At 71.9% G+C, this 12,360-nt stretch carries 10 protein-coding genes; 5 read left to right on the top strand and 5 right to left on the bottom strand.

Annotated elements, in window-relative coordinates; translation table 11 throughout:
- Positions 1-9: 9 nt before the first annotated feature.
- Positions 10-777, bottom strand: coding sequence for a hypothetical protein (locus ACE1OC_RS29160; RefSeq protein WP_407839511.1), 768 nt, complete (start codon positions 775-777; stop codon positions 10-12).
- A 70-nt stretch (positions 778-847) separates the two neighbouring features.
- Here ACE1OC_RS29160 and ACE1OC_RS29165 point away from each other — a divergent pair, with 70 nt between their 5' ends.
- The 3 genes from ACE1OC_RS29165 to ACE1OC_RS29175 all read left to right on the top strand — a co-directional run bounded on the left by ACE1OC_RS29165 (position 848) and on the right by ACE1OC_RS29175 (position 5,765).
- Positions 848-1,669, top strand: a complete 822-nt coding sequence (locus tag ACE1OC_RS29165; RefSeq protein WP_407839512.1) for an adenosylcobinamide-GDP ribazoletransferase — start codon at positions 848-850, stop codon at positions 1,667-1,669.
- A gap of 37 nt (positions 1,670-1,706) precedes the next feature.
- Positions 1,707-2,423 (top strand): response regulator, encoded by a 717-nt coding sequence (locus ACE1OC_RS29170; RefSeq protein ID WP_407839513.1) that lies wholly within the window; start codon positions 1,707-1,709, stop codon positions 2,421-2,423.
- Positions 2,424-2,633: 210 nt separating this feature from the next.
- The gene (locus ACE1OC_RS29175; protein WP_407839514.1) at positions 2,634-5,765 is read left to right on the top strand and encodes an efflux RND transporter permease subunit; all 3,132 of its coding nucleotides are present in this window, start codon (positions 2,634-2,636) and stop codon (positions 5,763-5,765) included.
- A gap of 102 nt (positions 5,766-5,867) precedes the next feature.
- Here the strand turns inward: ACE1OC_RS29175 and nadA are convergent, their stop codons facing one another.
- Positions 5,868-7,070: a quinolinate synthase NadA gene (nadA, locus tag ACE1OC_RS29180; RefSeq protein ID WP_250742525.1), complete on the bottom strand. Its 1,203-nt coding sequence runs from the start codon at positions 7,068-7,070 to the stop codon at positions 5,868-5,870.
- A gap of 318 nt (positions 7,071-7,388) precedes the next feature.
- Between nadA and erpA the strand changes: the two genes are divergently transcribed.
- Complete coding sequence (gene erpA / locus ACE1OC_RS29185; RefSeq protein ID WP_136217385.1) at positions 7,389-7,745, top strand: iron-sulfur cluster insertion protein ErpA; 357 nt, start codon at positions 7,389-7,391, stop codon at positions 7,743-7,745.
- Between the two features lie 118 nt (positions 7,746-7,863).
- Here the strand turns inward: erpA and ACE1OC_RS29190 are convergent, their stop codons facing one another.
- Both ACE1OC_RS29190 and ACE1OC_RS29195 read right to left on the bottom strand, forming a co-directional pair.
- Entirely contained in the window at positions 7,864-9,348 is a 1,485-nt protein-coding gene (locus tag ACE1OC_RS29190; protein WP_407839515.1) for a hypothetical protein, read from the bottom strand.
- Positions 9,349-9,430: 82 nt separating this feature from the next.
- Entirely contained in the window at positions 9,431-9,649 is a 219-nt protein-coding gene (locus ACE1OC_RS29195) for a hypothetical protein (protein WP_407839516.1), read from the bottom strand.
- 132 nt (positions 9,650-9,781) lie between these two features.
- On the opposite strand from ACE1OC_RS29195, the gene ACE1OC_RS29200 reads away from it, so the two are divergent.
- The gene (locus ACE1OC_RS29200; protein ID WP_407839517.1) at positions 9,782-10,759 is read left to right on the top strand and encodes a carbohydrate kinase family protein; all 978 of its coding nucleotides are present in this window, start codon (positions 9,782-9,784) and stop codon (positions 10,757-10,759) included.
- A gap of 178 nt (positions 10,760-10,937) precedes the next feature.
- Here ACE1OC_RS29200 and ACE1OC_RS29205 read toward each other — a convergent pair whose 3' ends face one another.
- Entirely contained in the window at positions 10,938-12,320 is a 1,383-nt protein-coding gene (locus ACE1OC_RS29205; RefSeq protein WP_407839518.1) for a cysteine desulfurase/sulfurtransferase TusA family protein, read from the bottom strand.
- Positions 12,321-12,360: the final 40 nt, after the last annotated feature.

The raw sequence follows: 12,360 nt of genomic DNA on the forward strand, positions 1-12,360 counted from the left end.
GGCCCGGGGTCAGTGCGGCTCCTCCTTGGCCGCCTTGCGCTCCGGGTCGGGGGTGCCGCCGATGAAGTTCTCGAACTTGCGCCGCGGCGAGGCCCACCGCCGGTCGTGGTGGAAGGCGCGCAGCTGCGCCTTGGCGCGGGCCTTCGGCCGGTTCGCGTAGAACTTCGTCGCGTACGGGGAACCGGGCCGGGCGAGGCGGATCGCCCCGATGAGCGCCACGAAGGGGATGACCACGCCGAAGAACGCGGTGCGGGCCTTGCCCTTCCACAGGGCGATCAGCGCGAGGAAGAAGTTGGTCGCCGTGTTCATGGCGACCAGCCCGCGGTTGTGCCGTTCGTCCTCGGTGAGGTCGTTGACCCCGAAGGGCAGGAAGCCGCCCAGCACCAGCGCCACGATCGCCGCCGTCAGGACCACGATCTCCACGCTCTTGCGGCCCTGCTCGCTCCAGTAGACGTCGTCCAGGTGCAGGATCAGCGCGAACTCGTCCAGCACCAGCCCCGCGCCCAGCCCGAAGATCACGGCCGACAGGCCCGCCCCGAAGCTGTGCCGGGCGCTCCCGATCGCACCGAAGCCGCCGATGATCACGAGGATCACGCCGGGGACCACGTGGTGGATGTGCAGGCCGCCCGGGGTGACGTTCTTGAAGGGCCCCCGGCCCGCCCGGATCATGCGGGTGATCATGCGGGTGACCAGGAAGGACAGGACGAAGGAGACCAGCGCGAGGAGCAGCGGGAGCTTCCCGGGCTCCACGATGTTGCGATACCACCAGTGACCCATGCCACCACCTCCCGATTTGGGGCGTTATGGGTAACTTACCGGTCTCGTCGAGCAGGTAGCGTTCGCGCCGATGACAGATTCGTACGACGGCCCGTCCCCGACGCCGCCCCCGGAGCGCGCCTCGCTGCTCGACGGGGTCCGCTTCGCCTTCGGCACGCTCACCGTGCTGCCCACCCGCATCACCCGCTGGGACCGTCCCGCCGCCCGCACCGGCATGGCCTGCGCCCCGCTCGCCGGGCTCGTCGTGGGGCTCCTCGCGGCCGTGCCCGGCGTGCTCCTCCTGGTCTGCGGCGGAGGGCCGCTGCTCGCCGCGGCCGTCACCGTCGCCGTACCGGCGGCCCTGACCCGCGCCCTGCACCTGGACGGCCTCGCCGACACGGTGGACGGACTGGGCAGCGCCAAGCCGGCCGACGCCGCGCTGCGCATCATGAAGCAGTCCGACATCGGCCCGTTCGGGGTGGTGGCGCTGGTGTTCGTGCTGCTGGCCCAGGTCGCGGCCCTGGCGAACGTGTACGCCGACAGCTGGATCCGGGGCGCCCTGGCCGCCGTGCTCGCCGCCGTCACCGCCCGGCTCGCCATGACCCTGGCCTCCCGCGACGGCGTCCCCCCGGCCCGCCCCGAGGGGCTGGGTGCGGCCGTGGCCGGAGTCGTCCCGCGCGGGGCGGCCGCCGCCGTCGCCGCGATCGTGCTGGTCCTGTCCGCCGCCGTCGCGCTGCCGCTGGGCCTGCCGGCCGCCGCGCAGCACGCGGTGGCGGTCCTGGCGGCCCTGCTGGCGGCCGAGGCCCTGCTCCGCCGGTGCGTGCGCCGCTTCGACGGGGTCACCGGTGACGTGTTCGGAGCCCTGGCCGAGGTCTCGGCGACGACGGCCCTGGTCGTACTGGCCCTGGGCTAGGGGGTGTCCGCCGCGCGGGGCGACGTAGGGTCAGGGCGTGGAAACGACCCCGAACCAGGACCCGACGCCCATCCGGGTGCTCCTCGCCGACGACCAGGCCCTGCTGCGCAGCGCGTTCAAGGTGCTCGTCGACTCCGAGGCCGACATGTGCGTCGTCGGGGAGGCCTCCGACGGGGCGCAGGCCTTCGAGCTGGCACGCACGGTCCGGCCCGACGTCGTGCTCATGGACATCCGGATGCCCGGCACCGACGGCCTCGCCGCCACCCGGCTGATCAGCGCCGACCCCGAACTGACCGGCGTGCGCGTGGTGATGCTGACGACCTTCGAGGTGGACGAGTACGTGGCGGCGGCCCTGCGGGCGGGCGCCTCCGGCTTCCTCGGCAAGGGCGCCGAACCCGAGGAGCTGCTCAACGCCATCCGCGTCGCGGCCGCCGGCGACGCACTGCTCTCCCCGGCCGCCACCAAGGGGCTCATCGCCACCTTCCTCGCGCAGGGCGGCGGCGCCGGGGACGCTCCCGCCGGAGGCGCCGCCCACGTGCAGCGCCTGGCCGCGCTGACCGGACGCGAACGCGAGGTCCTCGTCCTCGTGGCCGCGGGCCTGTCCAACGACGAGATCGCCCGCCGGCTGGAAGTCAGCCCGCTCACCGTCAAGACCCACGTGAACCGGGCCATGTCCAAGCTCGGCGCCCGCGACAGGGCGCAATTGGTGGTCATCGCGTACGAATCGGGACTGGTCCGGCCCAGGGCCGAGTAGACCGGAGGACGTCCGGAGCCGTCCCGAGCGCTTCGGAGTAGTCCCGCCTACTGCGGACGCGGTATGCCCCGGATAAGGACGAGACCTGGGGGCGACGTCGGCGCACCCGTGCGCACGAGAGGCTGAGGGGCCCCGCGCGTGCCCGAAGGCACGGCTGCCCGTCATGCCTCGTCGACGTCACCGCGTCCCTGCAGAGAGATCCCCATAGCCATGTTCCGGCTGTCCCGCTTCAGCCTCGCCCAAAGGGCGCTGATCGGCCTCGTGTCGCTCGTCGCGCTCCTCTTCGGCGCCATAGCCATCCCGCAGCTCAAGCAGCAGCTGCTGCCCTCCATCGACCTGCCGATGGTGACCGTGCTCGCGCCGTACCAGGGCGCCTCGCCCGACGTGGTGGAGAAGCAGGTCGTCGAACCGATCGAAGCCATGCTCAAGGGCGTCGACGGCATCACCGGCATCACGTCCACCGCCAGCGAGGGCAACGCCCTGATCATGGCGACCTTCGACTACGGCGACGACGGCACCAAGCAGCTCGTCGCCGACGTCCAGCAGGCCGTCAACCGGGCCCGCGTACGGCTGCCCGCCGAGGTGGACCCGCAGGTGATCGCCGGTTCCACCGACGACATTCCGACCGTGGTCCTCGCCGTCACCTCCGACAAGGACCAGCAGGCGCTGGCCGACCAGCTGAACAAGTCCGTGGTCCCCGTTCTGGAGGACATCGCGGGCGTCGGCCAGGTCACCGTCGACGGGGTCCGGGACCTCCAGGTCACCGTCACCCCCGACGACGCCAAGCTCGCCGCCGCCGGCCTCGACGGCGCGGCCCTGGCCCAGGGCCTCCAGGCGGGCGGCGCCACGATCCCCGCCGGCTCCTTCGACGAGGCGGGCAAGAACCGCACCGTGCGCGTCGGTTCGGGCTTCACCTCGCTCGCCCAGCTGGAGGACCTGCGCCTCACCGCCGGACCGGGCAAGCCCGCCGTCCGCCTCGGCGACGTGGCGGGCGTGAAGCAGGAGCCGGCCAAGGCCGACTCCCTCACCCGCACCAACGGCAAGCCCAGCCTCGCCCTCGTCCTGACCATGGACAAGGACGGCAGCGCCGTCGCCATCTCGGACGCGGTCAAGGACAAGCTGCCCGAGCTCCGCACCACCCTCGGCTCCGGCGCCGACCTGACCGTGGTCAGCGACCAGGGCCCGGCCGTCGCCAAGTCCATCTCGGGCCTGACCACCGAGGGCATGCTCGGCCTGGCCTTCGCGGTCATCGTGATCCTGGTCTTCCTCGGCTCGCTGCGCTCGACGCTGGTCACCGCGGTGTCCATCCCGCTGTCCGTCGTCCTCGCGCTGATCGTGCTGTGGACCCGCGACCTGTCCCTCAACATGCTGACGCTGGGCGCGCTCACCATCGCCATCGGCCGGGTCGTCGACGACTCGATCGTGGTCCTGGAGAACATCAAGCGCCACCTCGGCTACGGCGAGGAGCGCAGCAGCGCGATCATCACCGCGGTCAAGGAGGTGGCCGGCGCGGTCACCTCCTCCACGCTCACCACCGTCGCCGTCTTCCTGCCGATCGCTTTCGTCGGCGGCATGGTCGGCCAGTTCTTCGGCCCGTTCTCCATCACCGTCACCGCGGCCCTGCTGGCCTCGCTGCTCGTCTCCCTGACGGTCGTGCCGGTGCTCTCGTACTGGTTCCTGCGCGCGCCGAAGGGCGTCAGCGAAGGGGACGCCGAGAGCATCGAGAAGGCCCGCCGCGAAGCCGAGGAGAAGGAGTCCCGCAGCAAGCTCCAGCGGTTCTACGTACGGGCGCTGGACCTGGTCACCCGCCGCCGGATCGCCACCCTGGTCGTGGCCGTCGTGGTGTTCGTCGCGACGCTGGGCATGACCCCGCTGCTCAAGACGAACTTCTTCGACCAGGGCGAGCAGGAAGTCCTCAGCATCAAGCAGCAGTTGCCGCCCGGCACCTCGCTGGCGGCCGCCGACGAGGCGAGCCGCAAGGTCGAGAAGGTCCTGGAGGGGACCGACGGGGTCAAGGACTACCAGGTCACGGTCGGTTCCTCCGGCTTCTTGGCGGCCTTCGGCGGCGGTACGGGCTCCAACCAGGCCTCGTACCAGGTCACGTTGGAGGACTCGGGGAAGACCGAGTCCGCCAAGAAGCACATCGAGACCGCCCTCAAGGGGCTCGACGGCATCGGCGAGACCACCATCGCCGCCGGCGACGGCTTCGGCAGCCAGAACCTCAGCGTCGTCGTCAAGGCCGGTGACGGGGCCGTCCTGGCCCGGGCCGCCGAGCAGGTCCGCGCCGAGGTGGCGAAGATCGAGGACGTCACCGACGTCCAGAGCGACCTGTCCCAGTCCGTACCCCGGATCTCGGTCACCGCCACCCCCAAGGCGGCGGAGTTCGGCCTGAACCAGGCGGCGCTCGGCGCCATCGTCGGCCAGGCCGTACGCGGCAACCCGGCGGGCAAGGCCGTACTGGACGACACCGAGCGGGACATCGTCATCAAGTCCGCGCAGCCGGCCACCACCCTGGCCCAGCTGCAGGCGCTGCCCGTCGGCCCCGTGAAGCTCGGCGACATCGCCGAGGTCAAGGAGGTCCCCGGCCCCGTCGCGATGACCCGGATCGACGGCGCCCGCGCCGCGACCATCAGCGCGAAGCCGATCGGCGACAACACCGGCGCCGTCAGCTCCACCCTGCAGTCGAAGATCAAGGCCCTGGACCTGCCCGCGGGCGCCACCGCCACCATCGGCGGCGTCGGACAGGACCAGAGCGAGGCCTTCGGCCAGCTGGGCCTGGCCATGCTCGCGGCCATCGCGATCGTGTTCATGCTGCTCGTCGCGACGTTCCGCTCGCTCGTCCAGCCGCTGATCCTGCTGGTCTCGATCCCGTTCGCCGCGACCGGCGCGCTCGGCCTGCTCCTGGTCACCGGCACCCCGCTCGGCGTCCCGGCGCTGATCGGCATGCTGATGCTCATCGGCATCGTCGTGACCAACGCGATCGTCCTGATCGACCTGGTCAACCAGTACCGGGCCCAGGGGTACGGCGTGATCGAGGCGGTCGTCGAGGGCGGCCGCCACCGTCTGCGCCCGATCCTGATGACGGCACTGGCGACGATCTTCGCGCTGCTCCCGATGGCGCTGGGCGTCACCGGCGAGGGCGGCTTCATCTCGCAGCCGCTCGCGGTGGTCGTCATCGGCGGCCTCATCAGCTCCACCCTGCTGACCCTGCTCCTGGTGCCGACCCTCTACACGATGCTGGAGCTCCGCAAGGAGCGCCGCAGCGCGAAGAAGAGGGCCCGCCTGACCGTGGTCCCGGCCCCGGCCGCCCCGGCGGAGGACGAGAGCCCGGTCAAGGTCTGAGCACCGTCCGAGCGCGGGCGTCCGTACGCACGCACACGCCGAAGGGCCGCCCCTCGCAGGAGGGGCGGCCCTTCGGTCGTGTCGTCGTACGGCCGGACCGGGCTACGGAAGCGCGAGCATCCGCTCCAGGGCGAGCTTGGCGAAGCTCTCGGTCTCCTTGTCGACCTGGATCTGGTTGACGAGGTTGCCCTCGGCCAGGGACTCCAGGGTCCACACCAGGTGGGGGAGGTCGATGCGGTTCATCGTCGAGCAGAAGCAGACCGTCTTGTCGAGGAAGACGACCTCCTTGTCCTCCGCGGCGAATCGGTTCGCCAGCCGCTGGACGAGGTTCAGCTCGGTGCCGATGGCCCACTTGGAGCCGGCCGGGGCCGCCTCCAGCGCCTTGATGATGTATTCGGTGGAGCCGACGTAGTCCGCGGCCGCCACGACCTCGTGCTTGCACTCCGGGTGGACCAGGACGTTCACGCCGGGGATGCGGGCGCGCACGTCGTTGACCGAGTCGACCGAGAAGCGGCCGTGCACCGAGCAGTGACCGCGCCACAGGATCATCTTGGCGTTCCGCAGCTGCTCGACGGTCAGGCCGCCGTTCGGCTTGTGCGGGTTGTACAGCACGCAGTCGTCGAGGGACATGCCCATGTCGCGGACGGCGGTGTTGCGGCCCAGGTGCTGGTCCGGGAGGAAGAGGATCTTCTCGCCCTGCTCGAACGCCCACTCCAGGGCCTTCTTGGCGTTGGACGAGGTGCAGATCGTGCCGCCGTGCTTGCCGGTGAAGGCCTTGATGTCGGCCGAGGAGTTCATGTACGAGACGGGGACCGTGACTCCGGCGACACCGGCGTCGGTCAGCACGTCCCAGCACTCCGCGACCTGCTCGGCGGTGGCCATGTCGGCCATCGAGCAGCCCGCGGCCAGGTCCGGCAGGACCACCTTCTGGTCGTCCGAGGTGAGGATGTCCGCGGACTCGGCCATGAAGTGGACGCCGCAGAAGACGATGTACTCGGCCTCCGGCTTGGCGGCCGCGTCCTTGGCGAGCTTGAAGGAGTCACCGGTGACGTCGGCGAACTCGATGACCTCGTCACGCTGGTAGTGGTGGCCGAGGATGAAGACCTTGTCCCCGAGCTTCTCCTTGGCGGCGCGGGCGCGCGCCACGAGGTCCGGGTCCGACGGCGAGGGCAGGTCGCCGGGGCACTCCACCCCGCGCTCGCTCTTGGGGTCGGCTTCGCGGCCGAGCAGCAGCAAGGCAAGGGGCGTCGGCTGGACGTCCAAGGGCTGGTTGTCCAAAGGCTGGGCGGTGGTCACGACACGCACCCTTTCTGTTCTTCGACAAGGGACTTCTGAAGCCACTCTGAAGCCGCAGCTTCGACTTCTCGTCTATTTGACGCTATCTATCATAACTGCTTCACGTCACTTTGACGATGCCGATAGTGTCGATGTGACGAATTCGCCCGCCCGTCGCCGCCGCCTCGCGGGGACACACCACCGCGCGGTGGTGTGCGAGCATGGAATTTCTGAAACACGCGTCGGGTCCCGGAATGAATCCGCGGTCCCGCTCGTTGCCACCGACGGCAAGAGTCCGACGTTTCCCCGCTCCCGGCGGGGAGCCGCCCACTTCGGGAGTGAATGCAGATGTCCGTACAGGACGAAAAGACCACCGTGAGCGACGGCATCCTCCTGTCCGACGCCGCCGCCGAGAAGGTCAGGACCCTCCTGGAGCAGGAAGGCCGCGATGACCTGGCGCTGCGCGTCGCCGTCCAGCCCGGCGGCTGCTCCGGCCTGCGCTACCAGCTCTTCTTCGACGAGCGCTCCCTCGACGGCGACGTCGTGAAGGACTTCGACGGTGTGAAGGTCGTCACCGACCGGATGAGCTCCCCGTACCTGCACGGCGCGTCGATCGACTTCGTCGACACCATCGAGAAGCAGGGCTTCACGATCGACAACCCGAACGCCACGGGCTCCTGCGCCTGCGGCGACTCCTTCAGCTAAGCCAGGCACAGCTCTGAGGGCGCTGACGGCCCGGCCGGCCATGACGGGCCCTTAGAGCAGACGAGAGGGGCCCGACCGCGGACATCCGCGGTCGGGCCCCTCTCGTGCGTCCCGGCGCCTACTGGCGGGGGACGGCCTTGCCCGTGGTCGCGTCGATCACCTTGCGGTCGCCCAGCGGCTGCTGGAGCGTGCCCGTCACCGTCATCTCCTGCGCCAGCATGATGCAGGCCTGCCCCGGCTTGTTCGGCGTGTCCGTGATCTTCACCATCACCGATTCGGGCTGCTCCCGGACCTCCAGGGCGTACGTGCTGCACACCCCGCCCCAGAAGTTCACGGTCAGCGTCCGGTCGGCCGAGGCGTACGAGAAACCGGGCACGGTCTGTCCCTTCGCGGGCGGGTCGACCGGGGTGGGCAGGTCGACCGGGGGAGTCTCCTCATTCAGGGCCGCCGACTGGGCCACCGTGTGGCCCGGGCCGCCGCCCTTGCCGGCCACCTCGAACAGCCAGCCCGGCACCAGGCCGCGGGCCCCGTCGACCGTGCCCGGAACCAGCCCGAGCTTGGCGCCCCGCACCGATTCCGTCCGCGTCGGCTTCATCGGCCGGGGGTCCGGGTTGCACGGCAGCGTGTCCGTGGCGCCGTCCGGGGAGTCCGGAGTCAGCGGGACGCTCGTGGCGCAGCCGCTCGGGCCGGGGTCCGTGGCACCGGAACCCCGTGCCTTGTCGTTCAGCCGGGCCAGCGCGTCGACGGCGCCGATCACCGGCTGCTCGGCGGCCCGTGCCGGAACCTTCAGCTCGCCACTGCCCGACACCACCCGGGAGTCCACCCCGACACCGATCCGGGTGGACCAGCCCTGCGTGGGCAGGCCGCCGATCACCGGGTCGGCCGTCACCACGCGAACGGAGCCCTGCGCGAGCCGCGCGTCGAGCGCGGCCGAGCCCTGCCCGACGGCCGCCAGCACGGGCGCGGCGGCGGCCTTGGCGGCCTCCTCGGAGACGGGCGTCCCGGTGGTGCCGCCGTGCTCCTGACCCAGATCCTGGGGGAGGGTGGCGGGGCCGCAGGTGTCCTTGCCGCGCACGCAGTCGTCGCCGGTGCCGCCGACCTGGAAGCGGGAGAAGTTCCAGGTCCCGGGAGCCTTCAGGTTCACCGTGAGCCGGGGCCCGGAGCCGTCCGCGCCCTCCCCGGCCTGCCAGGTCTCCCCGGCGAGCCGGGGCGCGCCGGAGATCCCCAGCGCCGTCGCGAGCCGGGCCACCTCCGCGGAGGTCACCTCACCGCCCGCCGCGAAGGCCGGGGCGGTGGCCGGGCCCTCCGGGAGCGGGACGTCGGCCGTGTACGTGACCCCGCCGCCGGACGGGTCGGGCTCGCCGGGGGCGATGCCGGGCCCCGGCGGAGTGACCGCCGCGCGGGGCGCGGAGGCCGCGCTGTCGCCCGTACGCTCCTCGCCGCGGGCCGTGGAGGCCACGTACGCGGTGCCGCCGGCGGTGAGCAGGACGGCGGCCGCGATCGAACCGACGACCCAGGCCGGCCGCCGTCGTGCGGCACGTGACGCACCGGGAGTGCCGGATGCATCGGGTGCTTCCAATGGATCGGGATGTTCGCTGGTCACCGCATCGCTCCTTTGCCCGTCCCGCAGGGGGTGATGCGGGTGTGACGGAACAGACGCGGATCCGGTTCCGCCCGGGCCCGGCCTAGTACCCGTAGACCGCCGTGGAGGCGATGAGACGGGCCGAGGCGGCCGGGACGCGGATCCCGATGATCTGCGAGGGAGCGACCCGATCCGGCCGCGGATCCGTGGGAACCGGCCAATGCGGGGCCATCCGTGCGCAGTCGCCCAGCAGCTGTTCGAACTCGGTGCCCGCCGCGTTCCCGGAGGTCTGGACGTGCCCGAAGCCATCGGTGTAGGTCATGGGGCACGGTAGGCACGGCATCGCGAGGGAAGAAAGAGCTACTACGGGGTAGTTTCTGCCGGTCGGCCTCCGGGCTGCCGAGCGGGTAGTTTTGACTGTCCCCTTGCCTTCCCTCGCAGGAGCGTCCACGCCGTGCGTATCGCAGTCACCGGCTCCATCGCCACCGACCACCTCATGACCTTCCCCGGCCGCTTCGCCGACCAGTTGGTCGCGGACCAGCTGCACACGGTCTCCCTCTCCTTCCTCGTCGACAACCTCGACGTGCGGCGCGGCGGCGTCGGCCCGAACATCTGCTTCGGCATGGGGCAGCTCGGTGCCCGGCCGATCCTCGTCGGAGCCGCCGGCTCCGACTTCGACGAGTACCGCGCCTGGCTCGACCGGAACGGCGTCGACACCCAGTCCGTGCGGATCTCCGAGGTCCTGCACACCGCGCGCTTCGTCTGCACGACGGACTCGGACCACAACCAGATCGGCTCCTTCTACACGGGCGCGATGAGCGAGGCCCGCCTGATCGAGCTGAAGGCGGTCGCGGACCGGGTCGGCGGCCTGGACCTCGTCCTGATCGGCGCGGACGACCCCGAGGCGATGCTGCGCCACACGGAGGAGTGCCGCACGCGGGAGATCCCCTTCGCGGCGGACTTCTCGCAGCAGATCGCCCGGATGGACGGCGACAACATCCGCACCCTGATGGAGGGGGCGACGTACCTCTTCTCGAACGAGTACGAGAAGGGCCTCATCGAGGCGAAGTCCGGCTGGACCGACGCGGAGATCCTGGCGAAGGTCGGCACCCGGGTCACCACGCTCGGCTCGAACGGCGTCCGCATCGAGCGGGTCGGCCACGACCCGATCGTGGTCGGCTGCCCGGAGGAGACCGCGAAGGTCGACCCGACGGGCGTCGGCGACGCGTTCCGCGCGGGGTTCCTGACGGGCCTGGGCTGGGGCGTCGGCCTGGAGCGGGCCGCGCAGGTCGGCTGCATGCTGGCCACGCTCGTCATCGAGACCCTCGGCACCCAGGAGTACACCCTGGCCCGCGCCCACTTCATGGAGCGCTTCACGAAGGCCTACGGCGACGAGGCGGCGGCGGAAGTCCAGTCCCACCTCCCGGCGTAGCCCCTCGCGGCCCGGTGGACGCCTACCCGGCCCTCAAACGCCGGCGGGGCTGAAATGGCGCTTCGCGCCATCCAGCCCCGCCGGCGTTTGAGGCGCGGGGTCTGGGGCGGAGCCCCAGGGAACGGGCGAAGGGCGGGTGGGGGTCAGCCCCGCAGGGTCGCCCCCGACGCAGCCCGGGTCAGACCGCCCGGCGGACCGTGTACGCAGTACCGGCGGGACGCGGGGCTTCGCCCACGTACACCTGCCCCCGCATCGCGCACCACGCCGGAATGTCCAGCCGCGCGACCTCGTCGTCCGACAGGACGGTCACCGTGCCCCCCACCGGAACCCGGCCGATGGCGCGGGCCAGCTCGATCACCGGCTGCGGACACCGCAGGCCGAGGGTGTCCAGCTCCAGGGACTCCGCCTCCGGATCGACGGCCATCACCGCTTCCACCGCGCCGAGTTGCTCGCGCACCCCCGCCACCAGCCCCGGCAGGACCTCCAGGAAGCCGTTGACCTCCGCCGCCGTCGTCCCGGCGGGCAGGGACACCCGTACGTTTCCCTCCGACAGCACCCCCATGGCCCGCAGGACATGGGACGGCGTCAGCGTCGAGCTGGTGCACGAGGAGCCGGAGGAGACGGAGTAGCCGGCCCGGTCCAGCCCGTGGAGCAGGGTCTCCCCGTCCACGTACAGGCAGGAGAAGGTGACCAGGTGCGGGAGCCGGAGGTCGGGATGGCCCACCACCTCCACGTCCGGCACCAGGCGGGCCACCCGCCGCCGCAGCCGGTCCACCAGGATCCGCAGGCGGGCCGACTCCGCCTCCGCCTCGGCGCGCACCGCCCGCAGGGAAGCCGCCGCGGCGACGACCGCGGGGAGGTTGACGAAGCCGGGGGAGCGCCCCGACTCCCTTTCGTCGGCGGGGCCTTGGGGGGCGAAGCGCACGCCCTTGCGGACCGCCAGCAGCCCGACCCCGGCCGGGCCGCCCCATTTGTGGGCGCTGGCGCACAGCACGGACCAGTTCCCGGAGACGGGCCCCCAGCCCAGCGACTGCGCGGCGTCCACCAGCAACGGCACCCCGGCGGCGGCGCACACGTCGGCGACCTCCGCCACGGGCTGGACGGTGCCCACCTCGTGGTTGGCCGACTGGAGACAGGCCAGCGCGGTGGAGTGCCCCAGGAGTTCCCCGTAGGAGGAGGGGGAGACGCGGCCGAACCGGTCCACCGGGACCTCCTCCACCCGCCCGCCGCCCGCCGCGTGGACCTCCGCCGCATGCAATACGGAACTGTGTTCCACCGCCGATACGACCAGATGCCCGCCGACGCGCCGACGCCCCGCCAGCACCCCGGCCATGCCCGAGTGAACCGCGTGCGTCCCCGAAGGAGTGAACACGAGCTCGTCGGGGCGGCAGCCCACCGCCTCCGCCGCAGCCTCCCGCGCCGCGTCCAGCAGCAACCGGGCCCGGCGCCCTTCGCGGTACAGCCGGGCCGGGTCGGCCCAGCCTTCGTCAAGGGAGGCCTGGAGCGCCTGCCGGGCCACGGGGTGCAGCGGGGCGGCGGACGCGGTGTCGAAGTACGGCATCCGGTCACGCTAACCGGCCGCCACGCCGACGCCGCGACCG

This window comes from Streptomyces stoeckheimensis, assembly GCF_045822005.1.
Lineage (GTDB): Bacteria > Actinomycetota > Actinomycetes > Streptomycetales > Streptomycetaceae > Streptomyces > Streptomyces stoeckheimensis.

Excerpts from the sequence above, each read along its gene's own strand:
- ACE1OC_RS29160 (WP_407839511.1), bottom strand. The coding sequence starts at position 777 with ATGGGTCACTGGTGGTATCGCAACATCGTGGAGCCCGGGAAGCTCCCG.
- ACE1OC_RS29165 (WP_407839512.1), top strand. The coding sequence starts at position 848 with ATGACAGATTCGTACGACGGCCCGTCCCCGACGCCGCCCCCGGAGCGC.
- ACE1OC_RS29175 (WP_407839514.1), top strand. The coding sequence starts at position 2,634 with ATGTTCCGGCTGTCCCGCTTCAGCCTCGCCCAAAGGGCGCTGATCGGC.
- erpA (WP_136217385.1), top strand. The coding sequence starts at position 7,389 with ATGTCCGTACAGGACGAAAAGACCACCGTGAGCGACGGCATCCTCCTG.
- ACE1OC_RS29195 (WP_407839516.1), bottom strand. The coding sequence starts at position 9,649 with ATGACCTACACCGATGGCTTCGGGCACGTCCAGACCTCCGGGAACGCG.
- ACE1OC_RS29205 (WP_407839518.1), bottom strand. The coding sequence starts at position 12,320 with ATGCCGTACTTCGACACCGCGTCCGCCGCCCCGCTGCACCCCGTGGCC.